At 47.4% G+C, this 24,849-nt stretch carries 19 protein-coding genes; 2 read left to right on the top strand and 17 right to left on the bottom strand.

Annotation, left to right across the window (positions count from 1 at the left end; all coding sequences use genetic code 11):
• Positions 1–205 precede the first annotated feature (205 nt).
• From L0M14_RS00515 to L0M14_RS00465, 11 genes are all read right to left on the bottom strand, one after another.
• Positions 206–1,810, bottom strand: a complete 1,605-nt coding sequence (locus L0M14_RS00515) for an S-layer homology domain-containing protein (RefSeq protein WP_235120180.1) — start codon at positions 1,808–1,810, stop codon at positions 206–208.
• The gene (locus tag L0M14_RS00510; RefSeq protein WP_235120179.1) at positions 1,807–6,681 is read right to left on the bottom strand and encodes a glycosyl hydrolase family 28-related protein; all 4,875 of its coding nucleotides are present in this window, start codon (positions 6,679–6,681) and stop codon (positions 1,807–1,809) included. The genes L0M14_RS00515 and L0M14_RS00510 overlap by 4 nt, the downstream gene beginning before the upstream one ends.
• 158 nt (positions 6,682–6,839) lie before the next feature.
• Positions 6,840–8,501: a glycerol-3-phosphate dehydrogenase/oxidase gene (locus L0M14_RS00505; RefSeq protein WP_235120178.1), complete on the bottom strand. Its 1,662-nt coding sequence runs from the start codon at positions 8,499–8,501 to the stop codon at positions 6,840–6,842.
• A 48-nt stretch (positions 8,502–8,549) separates the two neighbouring features.
• Complete coding sequence (locus L0M14_RS00500) at positions 8,550–11,042, bottom strand: glycoside hydrolase family 31 protein (protein ID WP_235120177.1); 2,493 nt, start codon at positions 11,040–11,042, stop codon at positions 8,550–8,552.
• A 26-nt stretch (positions 11,043–11,068) separates the two neighbouring features.
• Entirely contained in the window at positions 11,069–12,556 is a 1,488-nt protein-coding gene (gene glpK, locus L0M14_RS00495; RefSeq protein ID WP_235120176.1) for a glycerol kinase GlpK, read from the bottom strand.
• 75 nt (positions 12,557–12,631) lie between these two features.
• Positions 12,632–13,453, bottom strand: coding sequence for a carbohydrate ABC transporter permease (locus L0M14_RS00490; RefSeq protein ID WP_235120175.1), 822 nt, complete (start codon positions 13,451–13,453; stop codon positions 12,632–12,634).
• Between the two features lies 1 nt (position 13,454).
• Entirely contained in the window at positions 13,455–14,360 is a 906-nt protein-coding gene (locus L0M14_RS00485) for a carbohydrate ABC transporter permease (protein WP_235120174.1), read from the bottom strand.
• Between the two features lie 63 nt (positions 14,361–14,423).
• The gene (locus L0M14_RS00480) at positions 14,424–15,713 is read right to left on the bottom strand and encodes an ABC transporter substrate-binding protein (protein WP_235120173.1); all 1,290 of its coding nucleotides are present in this window, start codon (positions 15,711–15,713) and stop codon (positions 14,424–14,426) included.
• A 64-nt stretch (positions 15,714–15,777) separates the two neighbouring features.
• Positions 15,778–16,635, bottom strand: a complete 858-nt coding sequence (locus L0M14_RS00475; protein WP_235120172.1) for an AraC family transcriptional regulator — start codon at positions 16,633–16,635, stop codon at positions 15,778–15,780.
• Positions 16,636–16,970: 335 nt separating this feature from the next.
• Complete coding sequence (locus L0M14_RS00470; protein ID WP_235120171.1) at positions 16,971–17,573, bottom strand: YybH family protein; 603 nt, start codon at positions 17,571–17,573, stop codon at positions 16,971–16,973.
• 301 nt (positions 17,574–17,874) lie between these two features.
• Complete coding sequence (locus tag L0M14_RS00465; protein ID WP_235120170.1) at positions 17,875–18,309, bottom strand: MarR family winged helix-turn-helix transcriptional regulator; 435 nt, start codon at positions 18,307–18,309, stop codon at positions 17,875–17,877.
• A gap of 648 nt (positions 18,310–18,957) precedes the next feature.
• Between L0M14_RS00465 and L0M14_RS00460 the strand changes: the two genes are divergently transcribed.
• Entirely contained in the window at positions 18,958–19,320 is a 363-nt protein-coding gene (locus L0M14_RS00460; RefSeq protein WP_235120169.1) for a hypothetical protein, read from the top strand.
• Between the two features lie 58 nt (positions 19,321–19,378).
• Here the strand turns inward: L0M14_RS00460 and tnpC are convergent, their stop codons facing one another.
• The 3 genes from tnpC to tnpA form a co-directional block, all read right to left on the bottom strand.
• The gene (tnpC, locus tag L0M14_RS00455; RefSeq protein ID WP_235119386.1) at positions 19,379–20,914 is read right to left on the bottom strand and encodes an IS66 family transposase; all 1,536 of its coding nucleotides are present in this window, start codon (positions 20,912–20,914) and stop codon (positions 19,379–19,381) included.
• A 96-nt stretch (positions 20,915–21,010) separates the two neighbouring features.
• Positions 21,011–21,310 carry an IS66 family insertion sequence element accessory protein TnpB gene (gene tnpB / locus L0M14_RS00450; RefSeq protein ID WP_235119387.1) on the bottom strand — a complete coding sequence of 100 codons (300 nt, stop codon included), beginning with the start codon at positions 21,308–21,310 and terminating at the stop codon, positions 21,011–21,013.
• Positions 21,311–21,356: 46 nt separating this feature from the next.
• Entirely contained in the window at positions 21,357–21,728 is a 372-nt protein-coding gene (tnpA, locus tag L0M14_RS00445; protein ID WP_235119388.1) for an IS66 family insertion sequence element accessory protein TnpA, read from the bottom strand.
• Between the two features lie 127 nt (positions 21,729–21,855).
• Here tnpA and L0M14_RS00440 point away from each other — a divergent pair, with 127 nt between their 5' ends.
• The gene (locus tag L0M14_RS00440) at positions 21,856–22,791 is read left to right on the top strand and encodes a methyl-accepting chemotaxis protein (protein ID WP_235120168.1); all 936 of its coding nucleotides are present in this window, start codon (positions 21,856–21,858) and stop codon (positions 22,789–22,791) included.
• Between the two features lie 236 nt (positions 22,792–23,027).
• Here the strand turns inward: L0M14_RS00440 and L0M14_RS00435 are convergent, their stop codons facing one another.
• The 3 genes from L0M14_RS00435 to L0M14_RS00425 all read right to left on the bottom strand — a co-directional run bounded on the left by L0M14_RS00435 (position 23,028) and on the right by L0M14_RS00425 (position 24,485).
• Positions 23,028–23,393, bottom strand: coding sequence for a DUF2185 domain-containing protein (locus L0M14_RS00435; protein WP_235120167.1), 366 nt, complete (start codon positions 23,391–23,393; stop codon positions 23,028–23,030).
• A 135-nt stretch (positions 23,394–23,528) separates the two neighbouring features.
• On the bottom strand, positions 23,529–24,062 hold the full coding sequence (locus L0M14_RS00430) for a hypothetical protein (protein ID WP_235120166.1): 534 nt from the start codon (positions 24,060–24,062) through the stop codon (positions 23,529–23,531).
• A 135-nt stretch (positions 24,063–24,197) separates the two neighbouring features.
• A complete protein-coding gene (locus tag L0M14_RS00425; RefSeq protein WP_235120165.1) occupies positions 24,198–24,485 on the bottom strand; it encodes a hypothetical protein in 288 nt (95 codons plus the stop codon).
• Positions 24,486–24,849: the final 364 nt, after the last annotated feature.

Here is a 24,849-nt window from a genome sequence, read left to right as displayed (position 1 = left end):
CGTCATCCCTCACTCCATAACCGTACTTCCCACCATGCCTTGCATCCATTTCATGATTTCATTATATGTCCGTTTCTGGTCCTTCCCTACCAATTCTGTGACCCCAAATGATACGATTATGACAATAAAGAGCCCCTCGCACGAGGGGCTCCGTTTGTTGATAAAGTAGGTTTCATTAAGAGCTTCAGTAGCTTTTCTCCGATCGCTATTTGTCGAACAAGTTCATCGACTGCAAGGCGCGAAGCACGATTACGGCCGATTCGGCTCTGTTCGCAGGCGCTTGCGGCGCCAATCGATCCGCCGATTGCCCTTGTATGACGCCGCCTTGAACAGCTTCTACGAAAGATTCTTGTGCCCAAGAGCTGATTAACGAGGCGTCCTGATATCGGGAAAGATCCTGCTCGGATTGCTGCTTGCCGGAAGCAGCAGCAATCTTCATGGCTCTTGCGATCATGACTGCCATTTCCTCGCGTGTGACGGTTTGCTGCGGTCTAAACGTATGATCTTCAAATCCTTGGATCAGTTTAAATTCGGCAGCTGTCTTCACGGATGCCGCGTACCAGTCGGAAGCCGCTACATCGCGGAATTCGACTGGTGTTTCACGGCCCGGCGTCAGTCCCATAGCGCGTACTAGAAGTGCTGCGAATTCTGCCCGCGTCACCATATCTCCCGGAGAAAATGCCCTCTCCGATTTGCCGTTTACGATCTGCTTGGACGCCAGCCATTCAATATCCGCTTGTGCCCAATGCCCGGCAAGGTCGGGGAACGATAGGGATGCTGCCGCCAGCACATATATGCTGTTCGTTGTGCTTTTCACTGTAACAACCGTCTTGCCGTTGTCGGTGGAGAACAACGCAGGAACGTAGCGGAATTCACCGCTTGCAGGATCATAGACAAGCGCTGTTGTCGTGCGGTTATCCAGGATCTGATCCACGGTAAGGGTTCTTGTCACGAATGTGCTGCCGAATCGGTTTACTTCCTGCGATTTGTCACCTGATTGGAGCCACAGTCCAAAACGTACCGGCTCCCCTATGATCTTCATGCCGCTTCCGGAAGCGCTGCTTTGCAGCTGCTCTATGGAAGCCGCTTCCGGCTTTTCAATGACCACTTTGACTACGGCCGTATTCAAATCCATATCTGCCGTTGCCGCATCGCCAATCCATCGACGGATGTCGACTGGAAGCTCATAGGCTGCATGGCCATGGCGAATCACCACCACCGCATCGGGAGCATCTTTGGCAGCCTTAACCAAAGCACCCAGGTTCATCTCAACAGAGGAAGATGACTTGTTGGCATCCGTTTCAATGACAATTCTCTTCTGACCGTTGGCAGCTGCCGTAGTCAGCTTGCTGTCATCCACTTTCACCTTGTCGGATCCATCCGCTAACGGGCCGCCCGATCCCCCATGCGACGGTCTTGGAGTCGGTGTTGGATCTGTCGGATCTGTCGGTTGAACGTTGGTGCTGGCGAAGCCTTCATTGCTTTCATTTAGGTTAAATTGCCCGCTAGCATTGTTCGCAACGTCGCCAAGTCTGGCGTTTCGAATAATCACATTATCAATATTCGCTTCCCCGCTCACTGAACTGGCCACTTCTGTGCCGGTTGTTCCAGCGCCATCGATGACGATATTTTTCAAAGAAACTTGGTGCATCGCTTGTGTGCCTTGAATGGAAATACCTTGATACGTACTATCGAGCGCCACATTATCCTTGATCACAATCGGACTGTCGATCGGTTTCGTATCTGCGTAGAGCCAGATCGCGCCAAAATTCAGATTCAATCCTGCATCTCGGCTGCCTGTACGGATCAACGTATTTCGCTCGACAGAAGTTGTTCCGCTGAACGGAGTCGGTTCGAACCGCGTCGAGACGACGATCCCCCTCCCAGTCCGATTGTATCGGACAGCACATTATCCTGCATGTTGTTATCCTTACCGCCAAAGACGACCATGTTGTTGGATAACCAGGGAAGCTGGACCGTATCGAAGCGGAACGTATTATTTTCCGTAAAATCGTCCGGATATCCGGTCGTAAGCGTAGACCACATCGCCAGCCCGTCATCGCCGGGATATCTGACATTGGACTGCTCGACCATGCTGTTCTTCGTGTTAATGCTGAAATTGATGCCGTCCGCCATCAAATTGCGCATGCGCAGACCGGCTACATAAAATTCATTCGTGTAGATGTCGCTGTTAAAGCCGAATTGCGGCTTCGCGCGGGCGATCCACATCGCCGTCTTCGTATGCTCGATCCAAACACTTTGGATCGTTGAACCGGGACCAAAAGCACCCTCAAAACCATTCGTGTGCGCTTCGTCATCCCTGACGTTCAATTCCCCGTCCAGGAACAGGTCATACACGCGGATATGGCTGCCGATTCCATAAAACTTCGCGCCTTTAAGCGTCGTATGCCACATGCCCGCTCCGCGGATCGTGACATTGTCCAGCATGAACAATTGTCCGCCGTTATCGAGTTCATACGCACCTGCCGGGAACCAAACTCCCTTTCGCTGAGCTTTGGCCGCATCCATGGCAGCTTGGAACGCATCCGAATCATCCTGACCGTCACCTGCAACAGCGCCAAAATCAGTAACAGAAAGAAATCCTTGCGGCTGTTCATAAGGCTGATCGTCCACTTGCTCCAGCTCGGCAAAATCAATGATATAGTAATCTGCTGTGTTCGCATCGTTTTTCAGCGTAATTTCGGCGCCTGCCGGAACATCCCCGATCAGCGCATGTACTTCATCGAAGAATCGGTGTGCGCTGCCCTGCTGCGGGTCGTTCGACCAAGGATAGTTGCCGTATTCCCAAGCATATTTGGATGTCAATTTCAAGTCTTTCACTTTGACATCATTTACATACAAGCCAAGTGTCGTTTGAATGCCTGTACCGGAAGCGCTATCCGGTATCGCATAGCGGAGCACAATCGAATTCGCCTGCTTCGCAGTCGTAAATTTGACATATTGGCCGGCTTGGTCCAGCTTCACAGCTTTGCGGCCGGACGCTTCATTAGCCACTTCGCGGTATGTGCGTGATGGCCCGATCAATGATCCATTCGTCACCGCGTACTCCGCTTCGTACGTTATATAGGGCTGAATCGCGCCCCGGTAGGCTTTATTGACCGCATTGTGCAGCGTCAAGGAATCGATCGCTATTTGACCGGAGCCCGATCCCCCCGCTTCGACCGTAACCGAGTTATAGCCTGCACGGAGCTGAAGGTTGAGGTCCATCGTCTTCCACTCATCTGAACCATTTCCTGCATCAAAAGTAATTTGCTCTGCATGCAATCCGTTCACATAGACCGTTAATTGCTCGGCAGTGTCAGCTGGATTTTGATAACGTAGCGTTGCGTCATATTCCTGTCCTTCCTGCGCATTCACACCAAAAATCACTTTAGCGCCATCCGCTGAGAAATCGTCGACATAACCGGTTCCTGTAAAGGACGCGATAGAATCCGCTTTATGCACGCCTCCCGAAATAAATGCATCCTCTGCTTCATAGACAGCTTCGCCCGGAACAGGCACAATCATCCAATCTGCACTGCCCTGCTCGGCATTACTTAACTTATCAAGTCGCACATCGTCTTGAGCTTCATACAAATGGAGCTGCTGAGCTGCATTTACGACTTTCATGTATCCAAGCTCATCCTGAAGGACCCATTGACTGGTTGGATTGACCGGGTCGGTATCATTGGTAAGCACCGCAGCTTGATTGGGGGATGCAGACAGCAGATGGCCGGTCGCCCGATTCTGCAGCAGCTTGCGTCCATTAAAATCTTGAATCATCCATTGATCGCTGAAATCGCTCTGTTCTTCACCAGTTGAAAGAGCTGCTCCATTCTTTTCATACAAGGATTGCTTCGTCTTCTTATTAACAATTTTCGAATAATTCGTATCGTTAAAAATCGTTGTGTGTGTGTGTTCATTTCTCGCCTCATCAGAACTAGGAGTTACAAAATCGTCCGAAGCTTGCTCAAAGTTCCATTGCAGCGTCGCAAACTGATTAGGGTATAAGCCCCTTTCCGGGTAACCCAGGCCATTTTGCACATTCACATACTCATCGTTAAAATGATTCTGCGTACTGTGGATCAGATAGGTAGATCCTCCGTTATTGCTTTCTACCGCCCAGCGAGATGCCTCATCATCCACGTCCGCAGCTTCGCTCTGGATATACGTGTAGTCAGGATTCAGCACCATATAATGTCCGGTAGCCCGGTTCTTCAACCTCTGCCAGCCGCCCGCCGACTCGATGCTCCAGTGAGCGTATCCATTATTCGCTTCCGGCGTACCATACATGACGATACCGCGGTTGTTTTCATATAAATACTGGTTCGTAGCTGTATTCTTAATCCGAACGAACCCTTGAGGCAACTGGATCGGCACTTCAGGCGCCTGTTCAAATGCGAATTGCGCTGAATCCTGGTCCGCTACTTGTTTATTGGATTGCGCATAGCCGGTCTGATCCTTTACATTGATGTAATGCTCTCCGGTCCAACCGCTTCGGATCACTTTATAGCCATCCGCAGGAGCGTTCTCAATGAACCATTTCGGACTGGCAATGCCCCAGCTCAGATCCACATTCATGCTTTGCAGCGGAGTACTCTGCCCGTCATCACTGGGATCTACGCCTTCCATCGCGATGTAGTGGCCGGTAGCCCGGTTTCTGATGTATTGCGGCCCCCCGCCAGCATCCTCCATGTACCATTGGGCTGTCGCAGCATGGGGGTCGATGTCCCCATATTTCACTTTGCCGTTCTCCACACCCGGCGTGATTTCTTCATAGAAATAAGCTCCGGTCGCTTTGTTTTTCAATAAATAAAACTTCGCCGAATCATCCGTTACCGGAATGAATTTCCAATGGGGGCTGCCCCAGCTGCGATTAATCTCCCCATACTCTGCGTACTTCAACAAATTCTGAAGGTGGATAAACTTCTGATGGTTGATGTCGCTGTTGCTGTCATTCACACTGTGAATAAGTTTGGCGCCGCCGCTTAACGTTTCCACGACCCAAACAGCGCTGTTCCAGCTGTCTTCCACATCCGTTACGCGAATATGTCCGCCGGACATGTCCTGGATATTGATGTAGTGCCCGGTTGCACGGTTTTGAATCCGTTTACGTCCGGCGAAACGTTCGATGAGCCATTGGCCTCTGTAATCGTCCGCTTTCACGTTGCCGTATTTCAAATCGCCGTTATCGTCTTCATACATGGACAGCGATTGCCATTCATTTTGAATTTGCACATATTGCGTCGCTGCTGATGCGGCATTCGGATCCTCGAACAGCCATTGCGCCGGATTCGTGTTGGGATCGGCTGGCGAAGCCTGTACAAAGCCAAGATTGTCCGTGATATGAATATTTGCGGATGAGTAGACCGCGTTTTGTACTGTCACATAATCATCGTAAATGGCTGATGGGGTTATTCTCCATTGATCACCGCCCAAGTTATCCGCAGTCGGCAAGCTTAGAAGCGGATTCGCTGCATAGACGGCATCCTGAACCGACATGTAGCTGCCGGTCGCCATATTTTTGATCCGTTTGTTGCCGTTATAATCCTCTACCAGCCACTGGTAGTAGACCGACGAAGTAACCGATGAGCTATCCCATGCACCGTATTTGACCATGCTGTTATCCTCATACAAATAAGTATCGCTCAATTGGTGTTCCGTAAACGCAGCAATTCTAACGGGCGCTACATCGGCTGCAGGCTCTATTTTCCACTGTGCATTATCATTTTGTTGAGGCGGAACGCTGTCTCGTGTCGGCCAATCGTTCGATCGCACAAACGTATCGTCAAATTGCGTATTGAGTACGTAGTTCGAGCTTTGATCCAAGGCGTCCACATTGGTGAACGTTACCCAGCCTTGCTCCGTGCCGTCAGCCATAATCCACTGATTGACTTTGGAGTCAGCGGCAGGCAAGCTTTGGATTTTGTCATAAAAAACGCCTTGCGTAATGTAATGGCCGGTTGATCGGTTTTGGATGCGTACGCTTGTTATTCCGCTCGAATCAGCATGGACGGACTCTATATACCAGTGTGAGGTTGCATCATTCAGCGGCACTTTGCCGAATTCCACCAGGCCGTCCTTGTCCTCATACAAGTACTGGCCCTCTCTGAATTTATTGACAATGCGCACAGGCGCAGCCTCGTTAACCGGCTCCAGCTTCCACTGCGGGCTTTCCCAGATTGCGCCGATATCAGAGCTTACTTCCGCAAAGCTGAGCTGATCCTCCACATGGATAAAATTGTTGACATTCGGCGTCGTTGCCGTGCGGATCGTCACATATCCGGGTCTGCTCGCATCTTCGATCATCCATTGATCGCTAAGTGTGCCGCTTGCTCCATCTGCCGTTGTAACCGCCGTGCGGCGTCCGTTTACTTGATCCATCGTGATGTAATGGCCAGTGGCCCGATTCTTGATCCTTTTGTTCGAGGAACTTCCGGATGCGCTTTCGACGATCCATTCCGAACTAGGATCTGTGATGCTTGTAAAGCCATATCGAACAACTTGACTGGAGTCTTCATATAGATAAGTCCCCAACCATTTGTTCTTGATTCGAACATAGCCTTCAGGCGTATTCGCTCCTCCCCCCGAATCCTCAGCTCCGTAGACGCTGGCAGGTGCAGGTATAATGAGCAGCAGTGCCATCCATAGCAAAATAAGCTTTTTTATAACCAACTTCAAATCTTACAACCTCCATCTCATGATCAGATATGCCTTGAAACAAGTATATGAAACCGCTTACCATCAAGCCATGTCTAATCTTAAGAGAAATCGGTGTTAAATTACGATAACAAAAAGCCGATACCGGTTTCATTCGGTATCGGCCTTCTCGAATTTTTTCACTCCGCTGGGATCACAGCATCATGCAAATACTTCTCCAGCTCTTCGCTGTAAGTATTCTTCTGCTCCTCACTCCAGCCCAAATATTCAGCCATAAAGTCAATAACAGAGGCTTTATATTGACGTACCCAAGCGATATCGAACAGCAGCTTACCGGTACGGCGGATAAAGAAGTCGGCTGGTTTCACCGTCATTTCCGCTTCAAGCGCGTACAGGATCATGGCCAGAACGTCCTTAGGCAGGTCGCTCTTCACGCCTTTCTCCTCATACTGTTTCACCAACTCGTAAACACGGTCAATATTGGAGCCGTATTTACGAGCAAGCATCTCGGCCTGCTCCTTATGGAATCCGTGCTTGACGCCTTCCGCCGCTTTCCGCTGGATGTAAGCAGGGAATTGCCCCGGCCCTCCTACGTCGCCACCGGAGATTGGCATCGGCTTGGTGATGCAGCCGGTGAAGCGAGTTACGCCTTCTTTCTTGAACAGCTCATCGAGTCGATCGACGACCATCTCCGCCATTTTGCGGTAACCCGTTAGTTTGCCCCCGGCTATCGTAATGAGTCCCGAGTCCGACTCCCAGATCTCATCCTTACGGGAAATCTCTGACGCACTTTTCCCTTCTTCAAAAATGAGCGGACGCAGACCGGCCCAGCTGGACTCGACATCTTGGTCCGTGATGCCCACGGTCGGGAACATATAGTTAATCGCATCGATGATATAGGCGCGGTCCGCCGAGGTCATTCTCGGATTGACGGCATCGCCTTTGTAGACGGTATCGGTCGTGCCCACATACGCTTTGCCGTCGCGCGGAATCGCGAAGACCATCCGTCCGTCCGGCGTATCGAAATAGACCGCTTGCTTCAAAGGAAAGCGCGATTGATCGATGACCAGATGCACGCCTTTGGTCAGCTGCAGATGCTTTCTCGTCTTGGACTTATCTAGCTCGCGCAGGGTATCTACCCAAGGTCCGGCTGCATTGACAATTTTGTTGGCATAAATGTCATATTCGCCGCCGCCTACAACATCCTTCACTTTAACCCCAACCACTTTGCGGTCCTTATAAATAAACTGCTCCACCTTCGCGTAGTTCATAGCCTTGGCGCCACGGGAGACCGCTTCTTTCATGACCTCGATCGTGAGCCGGGCATCATCGGTCCGGTATTCCACATATACGCCGCTGCCCTTAAGCCCGTCACGCTTGACGAGCGGCACACGGCGGAGTGTTTCATCCACATTCAGCATGGTCCGGCGTTCACTCCGCTTGACCCCTGCCAGGAAATCATACAGCATCAGCCCCAAGGAGGTGCTCAGCGCTCCGAAGGTTCCGCCTTTATGAAACGGCAGCAGCATCCACTCCGGTGTCGTGACGTGAGGTCCATTCTCATAGACGACCGCGCGCTCCTTGCCCACTTCCGCGACCATCTTCACCTCAAGCTGCTTCAGATATCGAAGTCCGCCATGAACCAGCTTGGTTGAACGGCTGGACGTTCCCGCGGCAAAGTCCTGCATTTCTACAAGCACCGTACGCATGCCCCGCGTTGTTGCATCGAGGGCGATACCCGCCCCCGTAATTCCGCCGCCGATGATCAATACATCAAATGATTGGTTATTCAAAGCTTGCAGTAGTTCCGTTCTTGTCCTGCTCGAAAAGGCTTCAGCCATCTCGCTACCTCCCAAGTCTAACCTGTAATAACTGTTCTCTCTATGAAACTAAATCGAAATCAGGTCTCTCACATCGAAGTTAACCGCGATATCCATATCCGCGTCGCTGTTGGCCAGCTTGATCTTCGTTGTTTTCTGCTCAAGATCGTAGTACCAGCCCTCGCCATTCGATTCCCATTCCGCGCGATCCAGGAACATCGGCAGCTTGCGGCCCTGCAGGGTGACTTGAACAGGCGCGATTTTCTTGCAAATCAGATCAACGACCAGTCGTTTCACGCTGCTTGCATAAGTCCCTTCTTTTTTGAAAGAAATGACGGTATTGCGCTCTGTAGCAACGCTAATGGTAGTTCTCAGATACTCACCATTTTGGTAATTGTTCGTAGTGCCATCGTCTTCATAGAGCACGAAGCTCGTATTTTCAGACGGCTCGACCAACAGGTGCAGCTCCTCAATGCGTTCATTGTGTATATTATGCAGTTTCGGCGCCATGGGAATAATCGCTCCGCTGCGGATGAACATCGGAATGGAGCTTAAGTTCACGTCCAGCTCCACAGTCTGTCCGCCGGCATAGTGCTTTTTCGTATACCAGTCGAACCATTCGCTGCCTCCCGGCAGGTATACTTTTCTCGTTGCCGCGTCTTTGTCGAGGACATTGGCCACTAGAAGGGAGCGTCCGAGCATGAAGTCAAAGCTTTCTTCCCATGTTGCAGGGTCTGCTTGGAATTCATACACCATAGGGCGCATCACAGGTGAACCTTCTACGGAAGCTTCATGCAGCAGCGAGTAGAAATACGGAACCAAGCGGTAACGAAGCTGAATGGCATCCCGGATATACGACGTATACGAAGGATACATCCAAGGCTCAGTAACGGTATTGTCGGTATTACAGGAATGAATGGAGAATCTCGGTTGGAAAATACCGTTCTGTACCCAACGGACGAACAGTTCCGGCTCCGGCGCAGGTCCGAAGAAGCCACCGATGTCGCAACCTTGATTCGCCACACCGGACAGGCCCATGCCAAGAATGACAGGAACGTTGAACTTCAAGCTGTGCCAGCTCGTATTGTTGTCTCCCGCCCAGGTCTGGGCGTAACGCTGGATACCGGCAAATCCCGCGCGGTTCACGATATAAGGTCTTGTATTTGGAGCAGCCTCTGCGATCGCTTCTTTGGCCATTTGAGCCATCAAGTTCGGAAGGAGCGGACGCAAAGCGCTAATCTCCTTTTTGTCGCCTTCAAACTCGCAAAGCGCATCCGGGTTGTTAATTTCATATTCGTTGTTATCGTTCCAAATCGAGGTGACGCCCAGATTGATGAACGAGGATTTCAGATGGTGCTTCCACAGCTCTCTGCCTTTAGGGTTCGTAAAGTCAACGAAGGAAGCCTGCCCGCCCCAATAGCGGTCTGTGACGGACTTCTCGCCCTCGTCATCTTGAATATAGGCTCCCGCTTCATCAAATTGTTGGTAATGCGGATGCGTGAGCAGCATACCCGGCTTAATATTAGGCGCAAGCGCCACTCCCTTGCTCCGCATTTGTTCAATGAAGGCTTTAGGGTCAGGGAAACGCTTGTAGTTCCAGTTGAATACATAGCGCTTGCCATTATCGCCGGTCGTGTAGCCGGAGGACATGAAAAATCCGTCGCATGGAATGCCTTCCGCCTTGCATCGATCGACGAAGTTCAGGATCGCTTGATCTGAATTTTCCTCCAGCTCCGTGTAATACATCGTAGAACCCATATACCCCAAGGAGTATTTCGTCGGCAGGATCGTTTTGCCTGTCAAATCGGTATAATGTCGGACAACGTCCTTGATTTGCGGTCCATGCATGAAGAAATAATCCAATTCCCCGCCGTCCGCGCAAAAATAGCTGTACTTGCTCCAATAGCCGCTGCGCTCGCAACCCATGTCGAAGGCAGAATCGTAGCTGTTATGGTAGAACAGACCTGTGGCAGTTTGCGAAGCTCCGTTAAATTTAATATAAAACGGAATATGCTTATATAGCGGATCCGTATGCTCGGAATCGTAGCCGATCGTATCGACATTGTGCATCCGCATTCGGCGATGCTTTTTGTTCAAATAACCGCTCTTCTCACCAAAGCCGTAATAGTAGTCTTCGTCCTTCAGCGTGGAATAGTGATAGAGCCTTCCCTGCTTATCCTTCACGTAAGAGCGTTCTTTCACGTCCTCATGAAGCACGCGGCCTTCCGCATCTTGAATTTCAATCGCGAACGGGCTCTTATGAATGATGACGCGTAATTCCTTCGTAGTGAGCAGCAGATGCGTCCCGGCATCTTCATACCGAGCCGGCAGAGCTTCGACCCTCTTGCGGTCCTCGATCATGCCGTCCATTTTGTCGTCCCAAGCAGTCATGGTCAGCGTATACGAAGCTTCCTCGGCGAATTGCTCGTCGAAGGTTCCGCGGACCCGGACAATCGAATCATTCATCAGATAAATACGATATTTGGCTCCATCTGTCAGCAGCTCTATATAATGGTTCCCATCCACAACTTGCAATAAGTTATTGCTTACTTTCACTTTCATGGTTTACCCTCCAGCATCTCTATCCGTTATTTAAAAGCTCTCGCGGCATGCACGGCTTTCTTCCAGTTGTCGTAGAGGTGATGACGCTTTTCATCCTTCATATCCGGCAAGAACGTTTTATCTATCTTCCATCGGTCCACGATTTCGGACTGGTCCGCCCAGTAACCGACAGCTAATCCTGCTAGATAAGCAGCTCCCAGCGCAGTCGTTTCATTAATGACAGGCCGATCGACAGGTATATTTAAAATATCGCTTTGAAATTGCATCAAGAATTGATTGCGGACAGCCCCGCCATCCACACGGAGCCTGTTAACAGCAATGCCGGAGTCTTCTTCCATGACGTCCAGCACATCCTTCGTCTGATAAGCGAGGGCCTCCAAGGCCGCACGCACGAAGTGCTCTTTGGTCGTTCCGCGGGTCAGCCCGAATACAGCGCCTCTGACTTCGCTATCCCAATAAGGGGTGCCCATACCGACAAAGGCAGGCACGAGATAGACGCCCTCTGTCGATTCCACACTGGATGCATAATGCTCCGTCTCTGCTGCATCCTCGATCATCTTTAGTCCGTCCCGCAGCCATTGTAAAGCTGAACCCGCCACAAACACGCTGCCCTCTAGGGCGTAGACAACCTGGTCGCCAATCCCCCAGGCGATGGTCGTGAGCAGCCCATGCTTGGAGCTGACTGCTTTACTTCCGGTATTCATCAGCATGAAGCAGCCCGTACCGTACGTATTCTTGGCTTCTCCTTCTTGAAAGCAAGCCTGGCCGAACAAAGCTGCCTGTTGATCTCCAGCAGCTCCCGCGATGATGATTTCTTCACCGAATAGCGCCTTATCCGTATGTCCATATACACAGGACGACGGCTTCACCTCAGGTAGCATGGATGCCGGAATGTTCAGCATCTCCAGGAGTTCCTGGTCCCATGTCAGCTCATGGATATTGAACAGCAGCGTTCGCGAAGCGTTAGAGAGGTCCGTCACATGGACCTTCCCGCCAGTAAGCTTCCAGATCAGCCAAGTATCGATCGTACCGAACAGCAGATCGCCACGCTCCGCACGTTCTCTGGCACCTGGGACTTCCTCCAGGATCCAGGCCACTTTCGTTCCTGAAAAATACGGATCGATGAGCAGCCCTGTTTTCTCCCGAATCTTGCTCTGCCAGCCCTGCTTGTCGAGCCTTTCGCAGATGGCCGCGGTCTGCCTCGACTGCCAGACAATCGCGTGATAGACCGGTTTACCGGTCGCTTTGTCCCATACCACCGTTGTTTCACGCTGATTGGTGATGCCGATTGCGGCGATCTGCTCTGGTCCGATCCCCGCCTCCGACATGCAGGTACTAACGACAGACAGAACGGATTCCCAAATTTGATCGGCATCATGCTCCACCCAACCGGGGTTGGGATAAATTTGAGCAAATTCCTGCTGAGATGTGCCGACAATATCGTTGTTTCGGTTAAATATGATAGCTCTTGAGCTGGTCGTTCCTTGATCTATTGAAAGGATAAAGCGTTCCATAGATATAATCCCCTTAAAAATCCCTTCGCCCACAGAGCCGAGCCGGTCACTGTCATGGAAGGGAATTGGCTGTGATTATTTCATTCCGGACGTCACCATACCGCTGACGAATTGTCGTTGGAAAATGAGGAATACAACAAGAACCGGAATCATTGTAATAACGGACATTGCAAGCAAGCTGCCCCAATCGACATTGTACTCTCCTATGAAGTTGGACAACGCTAACTGAACGGTGTACAGCTTCGGATCGCTGATACCGATGAGCGGCCATAAGAAGTCGTCCCAACGCCACATAAAGGAGAAAATCGAGAGTACGGACAGAATTGGCTTACAAATTGGCAGAATGATTCGGGAATAAATGCGCCATTCCGACGCCCCGTCCATCCGTGCTGCCTCGAGCAGTTCATTCGGTACCGTGAGCAAATATTGCCGGAGCATAAAGACCCCTGTCGGCGTAGCCGCCGGTGGAATAATCAGTGCCCACAAGCTGTTGAACATGCCTAAGAAACTAAGAACTTTAAAAATTGGTATCATAATAACTTCAAGCGGAATCATCAGTGTCGAGATAAAGCCGACAAGCAGAATCGTATCACCTTTAAAACGATATTTAGCCAGAGCAAACCCTGCCATGGAGTTGATCAGCAGCAGCAGGATCGTAGAACTGATCGTAACAACCATACTATTCAAGAAATACCGGCCGAAATTCCCTTTCTCGAAGGCATCTCCAAAATGCTCAAACGTGATCGGGCTCGGGATAAAACGCGGAGGAAAGCTATACAAGTCATTATTCGTCTTAAACGATGAGATGACGATCCATAGAACAGGAAACAACCATACAGCGGCCAATACAATAAGACCAATGTAAAGGGTGACTCTAGCAGAGGATTTCAGTTCCATATTAGTCCTCGCCTCCCTTAGACAATTTATTCTGAAGTGCGGTAAACAAGCAGATCAGGACAAACAATACCACCGACATCGCGCTCGCCATACCAAGCTCCTGCTTCGCAAAGCCCGTTTCGTAAATGTACTGCACAATAAAGGTTGTTTCTTTACCAGGACCGCCGCCTGTCAGTGCGAACAATAACGGGTACGCTTTGAAGGCATCGATAAGTGCAAGCATCACAACAAGAACTGTTGTTGGCTTAAGAAGAGGCAGCGTAATACTGCGGAATACCCGAATCTTGGATGCTCCGTCCAGTCGTGCCGCCTCGTAATAGTCAATCGGAATGGCTTGAAGACCTGCCATGAAGATAACCATATAAAATCCGAGACGTGACCACACCGTTGCAATGATGACCGATAGGTTCGCGAAGAATGGATTCGACATGAACTGAATCGGCTCACTGCCAAACAAACTCAGCACGTAATTCATAATCCCGAAATCACCGAAAATCCACTTCCAAGTCAAACCGACAATAATATAAGAGATCATCGTAGGCCAGTAAAAAATGGATCGGAACAGTCCTTTCGCCCGAAGCGGCTGAATGAGCATCATCGCTACCGCCAAGGAAACGCAATAAATCGATGGAACCGCAATTACAGCATAGCGAGCTGTTTTCCCTAAGGCACCCCAAAACTCAGAGTCCTTGAAAATCTCTTTATAATTATCAAACCCCACGAATTCCATCGGGTTGAGTCCATCATATTGATGAAACGAATATACGAAGCCGATAATGGTTGGAATAACAATAAATACGGAAAAAATCAGCAGGTTAGGGAGCACGAACAGATACGGCGTCCATCCCATGGACTGATCTGGGCGACGTTTCTTCACCCTCTTTACAGCCGAGGCTTGTGTGGACATCAAGCATTCTCCTTTCTAAAAGAACCGCTGCCGGGTGAACCCGGCAGCTCTTGGTTTTTTACACTATTTCTTTTCACTAGCGATGGCTTTATCGATCAATTGAGCAACTTTGTCCATTCCGTCTTTTGCGGACGTCTTGCCGCCAATAATATCCGAAAGTGTTGTTTTCAGGTCGTTGCTGAATTTCGGCACGATCGTTTGTCGGGACCAATCTTGTGCTGCAGCCGGAACCGTGTTGTTCAGCTCATTGGAGAACAGCTCCATCATATCTTTACCGAATGCATATTCGAGCTTGGAGTTGTCTTTACGCGGGCTGAGGAACAGCGCATCCGTACAATATTTCGCGTTTACTTCTTTGCTGGAGATGTAGTTAATGAAATCTGTGGCTTCCTTCTCAACGCCGGACTTTTGGAAAGCCATAGCGAATTTACCGCCTGGCACGGAAGAACGCGTTGTGCCTTTTGGCATGTAGGTTACGCCCCACTGAAAATTCTGAATATCCTTGTAGTTACCAATCATCCAGTTACCTGCGAAGTGTGCCGCAACGGAACCTGTACGGAACAGGTTGTTCGGGTTGTCTCCGCCAAGCCATACGGATGTAGGCATAATGCCGTCATCGTGCAGCTTTTTGAAATACTCGGCAGCTTTCACACCCGCTTCATTGTTGATCGTTGCTTTCGTTCCATCCTCGCTCATCATGCTGCCGCCAAATTGATACAGCAGAGTCGACCAGCGCTGAGGTGTGTAGTCCCATACCATTCCGTACTTCGCTCCGCCTTTGTCCATGACTTGCTTCAGCGCTGCGGAGAACTCATCCCAAGTCCAGATGTTATCTTGCGATGTAGGAACCTTCACACCTGCTTTGTCAAACAGCGTTTTATTATAAATCAAACCGTTCGCCGTTACGTCCATCGGAGCGGCAACCGCTTTACCATTCACTACATAGAAAGGCTTAATCGAATCCACATATTGAGCCGTGTAGCTGTCCAAACCGCCATTGCTCGCAGACAAATCGATCGCCTGGTTAGCAAATGCGCCAAGCTCCGTTGTACTGATCCGCGCAAGAGCCGGCGGCTTTCCGCCTGAAATCATCGTCTTCAGCTTCGTTCCCAGGTCTTTGTAAGGCACTTCAATCAAATTTACAGTGATATTCGGATTTTTCGTTTGATAATCATTGATGATGCTCTTCATGATCTCGCCTTCATTACCGTCGGAGAACCAAACAAAATCCAGAGATGCTTTTTTACCAGCGCCGTTTCCGCCATCAGCCGATTCTTTCGAGCCGCAAGCGGTTAAAACCGTTAGAAGAACGAATACCATTGCAATGGTGACCGTTTTCATAAGTTTGTTCATGTGTCTACCCCATTCTTCATGTTTTGGATGCAGGTGTTCGAGTTCAAGCAGTATCGGCTTTAGGTTAGCCGCCTTGTTTACGGTACTGCTGTGGCGAGACGCCCGCATAATTTTTAAAAGACCTGCTGAAGTGAACCGCCGTATTAAATCCGAGCGCATCGGAAATGATGCCAATAGGCTCATCTGTCGTCAGCAGCATCTTCTTCGCTTCTTCAATTCGTTTGCTGATGACATAATTGTTGATGGTAAAACCGGTAACATCTTTGAAGCAATGGCAAATATAATATTTGTTTAAATGAAGCTCGTTAGACAATTCCGTTAGAGAGAAATTTTCCCTATAATGCTGATTAATGTATTGGAGAATCCTTTGGACATTCGCTTGAGTGTGCGACTGCTGCTGGGCAGGCACGAATTCATGCAATCGTTTGGATTTCCTGTAAATCGCAATAAGCATTTGAACCAGCATCGTCTTGAGCACAACCTCAAATCCAAATGCTTCCCGTTCATTCTCCCGATGAATGGCCCGAAAAAACGTTTCCATTTCACTGCGTTCTTCAACAGACCAGCGAATTAAGAGACCATTCGGCGCTTCAAACAAAGACATCATTTTCTCAAACATTTCCCCGGACATCTGCTCTCGCAAAAAACTTGGGGTGAAGTTCACATAGCTGCGAATATAAGGGACGTCTTTCGTTGGATTCACCCTATGCATGGTGCTCCCCGGGAAAAGAAGCATATCCCCCGGCGCCAATTCGTAGATAATATCACCAATTACATAATTAGCATCTCCACGAATGAAATAATAGACTTCCAGTCCTTCGTGGGTATGAACCGGCCAGCTGTATTGCCAGTCATCTGCATTCGCCCTTACATAAATACCGAGTTTTTGCAATGCGAGATTGGTGGGAGTATGGATGACCAAGTGGCTCCTCCCTTCTAGCCAAGCGAATCGTGTTGTTATGTTCTAAAAAAATGATAACACACTGAAATTGCGTTCACTTAACGTATATTGCTTATAATTTGTCGTGGATTGGCGAAAATTATGCGTGTATTGCTTCTAAACAGGCAAATTAAGCAGTAAATCGAATCAACAATACGCAATACCAATGAAGCGTTCAAGAGAATATAGAGAGATCTTCTCCAGTTCACCGTTTCCCGTCCAATAAATAAAAACAGAGACAGCCTGGGATCATTACGTCCCAGGCTGTCTCTGTTCGATCTGAAACTTATTTCAATTACGTGGAAAAGGATTCATCATTACATAATACCCAAAGGGTTTGTAACGTGTAGACGCCAAGAACCATCCGCCATTTGCTTTGCAACATTCGTTGCTGTTCCTGTGGTAGTAAACCTTTGGCCTGTTGAGTCCGTTAGTTCCATCACCCAATCTACGATAAGCAGTGCGATATCACCTGCGATGATTGAACGCTTTACCGTGTTTTTGAGGTATGGTTTTGCTAAAAACATTCTACTGATCCCACTCACGATGGCGTCAGTCCCCGTAAGCAGTTCATCAAATTGCGTCCGCATCGAGGCATCCTCCGTATACAAAGCTATAACACGCTCAAGGTTTTGACCATTGATTGCATCATCAAATGCAATGGGCAGCAACTCCGGATTCATCATTAATGCAGCCATTATAAATAAATCATCTCCCCATCTTTTGGAATATAAATTTGTGAGCCTCCATATGCACGACGATGATGCTGCTCCCGCATAAAGGATGATAACATCCGAACAGTATCTAATAATTGCTTCATTTACATCTTTGTGCCACACCGTATCTCCAGCGATGAACAATACAGGTTCCTTTTCCGCATCCAAAATAAAACCCGAAACCGGCCCCAATTGATTAGCCATTTCTCCCTTACCATGACGATCAAGGGTCGGAGTGAATGTAATCCCTTCCCACTTCGCGGTGCCAAATACAGCAATTACATGTGCCGATCTGCCGTATTGGGAATGGTGGGAAAGGAACCGGTTGGACTAAACATTGGATCGACAATAATTCGCTTTCCTCCTTTCTGACTATTTCAGTGACATTTAGCTAGATATCTTATTGTTAGATATCTAACTAAATGATAATACAAAAGCTTATTCAGAGTCAATGCCAGGGTAGGTACTTCCCCCACCCCAAATTAACTGCGGCACGCCTCGAATATCATTCATCTAATATGTTTTTATTACATTGTTTTAAGATTCCTACCATCTCTTCAATTTTGCCAAGTTCAACTCCTTGTGCTAATTTATTTTCTGTTTCCATAACAAGCTGCAAACAATCCTCTTTCAGGGCTCTGCTCTTCTCTGTCAAAAACACTCGATTTAAGCGAGTATCCAATTCGTCCGTTTTTCGGACGATCAAACCTTTTTGATCTAATCCTTTGATCAAGAAAGTAAGTGAGGCGGATCGAACTCCAACTGCTGTTTGGATCTCTTTTTGAGTGACCCCTTCTTGTTCCCATAAGAGCATCAGGACTCCAAGTTGTGAACTGGTGAGATCATATTCTTGTAAGCGACTATCTAGATAATTGCTCAAATTGCGATAAGTTAGCTTTAGCCAGTGTCCTACTAATTCCGTTAGGCGGATTTGGTCCACAGTGAAATCCCTCCTTACAGTTCTTTTTTTGATTACTATTATTGTCGTTATCATTTATGAACTTGTCAAACTATGCATGAATGCTAATAAACACGAATTGGTTATAGTTTTGCAATCTGGGGATTCTCTTAATCATCGGATCGCCAAAATTCAAGGTGAATATACACAATTTTCACAACATTTCTATTTTAAACAGGCAGCTGACGGAAGAGTATGAAACTAGACTGGCCACCACAACTGAAACAGCGCCCAGTCCTAGAAAGGCTGCCGCTATTTTATTGAATGCTAACATTCATCGTTAGTGCAATCTACTTTTGGATATAAGGTTATCTAACCGACTTCTGCGTCGTGCTTGACCTTCTCGCTCATGGTATTGGCCTAAGCCTGCACGAGGATCCGAACTATATACATGTCGGCAAGCCCGGTATGTCCGCAGATCTTGACAGCTCATAGGATAATGATGCTGCTTACCTCGACAAGATTACATATCAATACAGCGAATTCATTTCTAGCGACCATATGGGGGATTATTAATTGAATTTTGTCCCTAACCTTGTTGACAAAAATACGTAAAGATTTTCTTGTAGACCAATAGAATTTCATGTACTGTTTGTTACAAAACTGAAGCAAATAAAGGAGGTTCGTTGTATGGGGATACATAGAAAAGGGAACTTGCTCTTCCTTCTAGTGAAAGTATTTTCACTCATAAACGCAACGATTTCTGTAATCGGTTTCACATTGAAAAGCAGTCCTGTCTTCATACATATTACCGTTACCATTCTTTCGGTCTCTGCATTTGCGGTTCTGCAATATACTTTAAAAATATGGAGGGCTAGCCCTAGCCCGACAGCATTGAATTCTGACGATATGGAAGTATTGCTGGAACTCGTTGAAATGTCCGAACGACTGTCAGCAGCCGACTTCACCTATTCGGTTAAGAAAAAGAACGAAAGTATTTTCAATACAATAGGGGAAAATCTCAACCACGCAGCTTTAATCGTAAGCGTCTAATAACCAGGTGTATTGCAAAAGAAAAACCCATGGTTCATGAAGATCCACAGGCTCTGCGTTATGTACAATGTTTTTGAACCTCCGTACTCCATGGAAGGCACGCATCAAGTAGCTCTGGTTGCTGGCGAAATGCAGCCGATGGTAATTGTTGCAACAGATAAACTAGATATTTGTACGGGTTCAATCCATTTGCCTTTGCGGTCTCTACGATGCTGTAGATCGCTGCACTTGCGGTTGCACCCCGTGGGCTGCCGCTGAACAACCAGTTTTTACGACCCACGGTAAAGGGACGAATGCTGTTTTCAGCTAAATTGTTCGAGATCACACAGTTCCCATCTTGTAAGTAATTCATCAACTCTTGCTTATGGTTATGCGCATACTTCAGTGCTTCGCCTAGCTTGGATTTAGGAAGAACTTTACCTTTGGCCGTTTCTACCCATGACCAAAAAGCATCGAGTACAGGTTTTTCCTGCACCAGACGTTGCTCCTTTCGATCTTCAGCAGTATGTGACTTAAACTGTGACTCCAGCTCGAAAAGCTTGTTGCAATAAGCGACTCCTCTACTTGCAAGCGACTCTGCAGACTGCTTCGCCTCTGGTGGCAACGCCTCAACAAACTTACGTCTAAGATGCGCCCAGCACAGGCAGGATGTTGTCCCTGTTAGATTCGCATAGCCCGAGTAGGCGTCGCTATGTAGATATCCCTTGAATCCTTTCAGGAACGCTTGCGGGTACTTCGCCCCTCGCCCTGGTTGGTATTCAAAGATTCGTATGGGATGCTCACTATGCTGCCCACTGCTGTAGATCCACATGTAAGAGTCAGTCGTGTTCTTCCGTCCCTTCTCATTCATCACCTGCAAGGGCGTTTCATCTGCATGAAGATATCGCTCTTTTACAAGCAGCCCATGCAGTCGATTCACGAGTGGTTTCAGCCAGTCTCTTGAGGCCGCAATCATCCAATTCGCCATAGTGGCTCTACTCAGATCAAGACCGATGCTCTTCCATTCCTTCTCCTGACGGTACAGGGGCATGCTGTTCACAAATTTCTGGTGCATGACCCATGCCACAGAGGAAGCGGAGGCCATCGAATGCTGGATGACCGGCGTAGGCGTCGCTGCCTTTTTCATTTGAGGTTTGTCCTCTTTACGGCATGTCCGGCACTCCAGGGTTTCTCTGTAGATAGCAATGGCTTGAACACGGGCAGGGATAAACTCCACCTCCGTGCGCACAAACTCTTCGCCCACCAAGACAAGCTCGCTATGACATACGTCACAACAACGGTCCTGAACCTGAAATAGTCGCTTTTCATGCGGAAGATCCTGAAGCAGCTCCGCTCGTTCACCTACCTGCTTCTTCCGCTGGTAGCTTTGGATCTGCTGGGTGGTCGGCTCTTGTGCAGTTCGTGAAGCTGCTGTCTCTGCCTCATCAAATAAAGACAGTTGCTCCACTCCTACGGGGAGGAGAGCTGTTTTCTCGGAGCTTTTGCCGTAAAGCTTCTGCGTTAGAAATTGCACGGTTTCTTGTAGCCGCTTATTCTCTTTTTCCAGGTCGCCGATGCGATGTTCCATTTTTTGTAGCTGTTCCGAGGGGCTCATGAGATACCGTTCCTTCACTGTCTTCTATGTCTACCATTATAACATAGAAGCAGGTATAAACCCAGATTTCGCAAAGGTTTTTGGCTCTGTTACGACTTAGATGGAAGGGGTAAAATCAAGCTTTTTGACCGCTTTCGGCTGATGGATGGATAGCCCCTCCAGCAACCACCGAAACTCCTGTGGCGTGATCGAGCGTACGGCCTCCGCATCCATGGGCCACTGGTATTGACCTGATTCCAGTCGCTTGTATAACAGGACGAAGCCATCACCTTCCCAGTACAAGGCTTTCATTCGATCGCGCTTGCGACCGCAGAACAAAAACAAATGATTCTGAAACGGGTTCAATTGTAGCTGATGCTGCACCACGAGAATAAGACCGTCAATAGATTTTCGCATATCCGTATAACCACAGGCAATATACAGTTGATCAGCCTTAGAAATGTCACCGAACATAATGCAGGATGCGAAGCGTCTGTTCGAGAAGTACGGTAGACGCATGCTGATGAATTTCGATCGTAACGGCATCCGTACGAAGGATGATCGCCGCTTGTTCATGACTTGCTTCGGAACGTGAGGCGTTCGTCCGCAAAGATGGAGGGACCGGCACTAGAGTTGGTTCATTCGGAGAGGAGAAAGCAGGAAGGGATTCACAAGCAGCTTCACGGATTTTCCGAAGCCAGTAATAATAGCTTTTCACACTGACCTCGTGCTCGGCACACCATCGAACCACAGTCTGACCACTGGAGCGGCAGTCACGAACAATCTCGGTCCACTGCTGAAGCCGATAGCGATTCCTCATTTCTAGAGTTTGCAATTGAACACACTCCCATTAGAGTTTTTCGAGTAGAGTCGAAAAACTCCAACGACTTACTCTAAGGGAATTGTCTCAAAATCTAGACTGACTTGGAATACACCTTCTTGTTAGACGCTTACCTTTAATCATGGGTGAAATGTTTAGGCGTGTCTCCCATCATTCGGCTGAACTCACAAAGGCGTTTCATGATTTTTCAGAAACTTCATCCCGTACGAGCTCAGAAGCTAATAATATCGCTAGTATTATTCACGAAGTAGCAAAAGGTGCGGAAACGCAAGTTCGTGGAGCTCTTGACAGCGCAAAAGCGATCGAAGAATTATCAATCGGCATCCAACGTATTTCTGAAACTTCCAGTGACATCTTTGAATCGTCGCAAACCACTTCACAAATTGCAACAGAGGGTGGGAATTTTGTTAATCATGCCATTGAATTAATTGAAAGCGCAAGCAAGACCGTTATGCAAACCTCTAATGCAATGAAAGACCTGCATGGGCGAACACAGCTGATAACCAAAATGATTGGCGCTATTCAAGAAATTAGCACCCAAACCAATCTTTTATCTTTAAACGCTAGTATTGAAGCTGCTCGTGCTGGGGATAAAGGAAAAGGATTTGCTGTTGTTGCCTCTGAGATCAGGAAACTGGCAGAGCAAACGAAACAATTTTCAGAGGAAGCAAGAAGGAGTGTGCTGGAAGTAGAAACTCATTCGAAAGTTGTGGATCAATATGTCTACTCCGGCATAGAAGTAGTTGAAAAAGGAAAGTTAAAAATGATCGAGGCTGGAGGCCTCTTCCAGCAAATCATGGAAGGGATTCGTAAAATGGTAGATCAAATACAGGAGACCTCGGTTTCCCTGGAACAAATGTCAGCCGGTTCACAACAAGTGTCAGCTACGGTGCATGAGTTCGCAAAAATCGCAACGGATGCCGGACAATTCGCCCAACATGTAGCAACTGCAAGCGAAGAACAGCTAACAGCCATGAAGGAAGTATCCGAATCTTACAAAGCAATGAGTCTACTGGTCTTTGATATGAAGGATATTCTCCAACAATTTAAACTATAATTATGGGAAGTGTCGAGTGTGTCCAAAGAAAATAATGTCCTAGACTGGAGTTGTTCATTTAACGCGAATTTGGAGTTGGGAGAGCGTCAGCTTTTGAAGAATAAGTTCTAGACTGCGCCTAGAAATAGAAACAGCGACGGCCAAGGACAAGAAAATAAAGTCCTAGACTGTCGCTGTTTCGTTAAACTAACGTGTCCCAGATAGTTTAAAGCACTAAGATCAGATAAACAATATTTTCAGTCTTCTGGATCCTTCCACTCCTCATCAAGTTCAAACTTCCCATCTGTCCCCCTAATGTAAGCTGAACCCGAAGGCGAATCCAAGAGTGGAATTATTTTGGGATCATAGTTACATATTGTATTAACCTGAAATACGGTGTGATTATTAGGATTATCCATGTAATCTTGATCTTCATCTCCAGCCATAAAGCGCCATCCACTATCAGGCCACCCATTTTGATGAGGCTCTTCTTTATACATGAACCTCACCTTGCAACCATCAACCGTTATCCGGTCAGTTGCAATACAGCCTTCTTGGGAATCGATCAACCTTAAAATCTGATTGGATGAAAGGAAGTATTTCTTTTTGTTAGAATCGAACATTTTGTTTCTCCTGTAAATAGAGTTATCCCATGCTACCTTCAGCTATCGTTCTCCGTTACTTCAATGGACAATGGTAGCCTTTAGTGTGCCAGCTGCCGTCGTCAGGTAGGGATTGAACTAAAGTTCCTCTTTAGCTTAATAACCAATCCACCAAGAGTAAAAAAAGCATATTTCTGTTGAGATACCAAATGCATCTTGACAAAGTAATCCCTTGTTAAACCCAATAACATTTAGATCATTTAAGACTTCAGGGATAGATGTGAAAAGAATTTCATTATTTTTGTTACATATCCTTACGAGATCTTTTCTTAGAGAATCAACAAATTCGTCGGAAGGTAACACTTCAAAAGTGTTCTGTTTTATATACTCGGGAAGCCAGAATGTCCTTAGTGGGTCAAACCAAGACTCAATCGTTCCACCGTATTGATCATCAGCCCACTCCTCGTTATAGTAAATAAACTTTTTTAACATTGTTGCAAATGCTTCTTCTGTTGAACTAAAGACATTTGGGCATAACATTAAAGTTAATGTCTCTATCCCATCTCCTCGAGGCAGATTTCTATTTGGTATATCAATGATTTTAAAATCATTATTTCTCAAATCTGACTTAACCCAAATATCAGTAAAAGAATTAACATCGTTTAAAATTCTAGTTATTTCGGCTTTCATCGTTGACCTTCTTTTCACAGATATCAATATTATCCATTTATTTCTAGACATAATTGGCATTATCCTACCCATTAGCGTGAAAACGACACGTCATGACCGGCTATCGCGATGTCTTTATTAAGCTATAGTTCCTCGTTAGTTCAATGGCTTTGAAGCATCAAACAACTCATTTTCACTCTCTAAATAGCGTAATGTTCGTTCAACATCATCTTCAGCATAGCTCCTTACAATTATCATATGTTTGATGAACAATCCTGGAGGGTCGATATTCAATCTGAAAAGATTATTTTTTAGCCTGTCTGGTGTGTATAAGATGCTCCACCGCTTGCTTCCATCTTCAAAAGTCAGGGTGACTTCAACCCAATTCCATTCATCTAAAGGACCCACTGTGTCATCATCGAAACACCAATTCAATAATTTCATGAAACCTCCAAAGACTGACCTATTTAGATAGTTCAATTAAATAGCCCAATTATGATCGGCAGGCAAACACTCATCACAATGCAATTTATTATTGTGTACCGCTCCATTATCTAGTCCAAAAATCGCGTTATGCTTTTCCTTATCCGTTGTCCAACAACCACAATTCGCACATCTACCACAATTCATGATTTGAGGATTCAAAACCTTAAATGAAGATTGGTTCCATGACAGTTTTCTTCAATTTGCACCTCGCATAGGCAATTTAGATACCTCAATATTATCACAGGTCAATAGGCTTTATTGAAGAATTCTGCTAGTTAGCTTAATGGCTCTATTCAGTCTAAAACTTTATTTTCTCAGTCTA

Source organism: Paenibacillus hexagrammi, assembly GCF_021513275.1.
GTDB classification, from domain to species: domain Bacteria; phylum Bacillota; class Bacilli; order Paenibacillales; family NBRC-103111; genus Paenibacillus_E; species Paenibacillus_E hexagrammi.
Note: the sequence above shows the minus strand (reverse complement) of the source record. Positions and strands in the feature narration are given on the sequence as shown.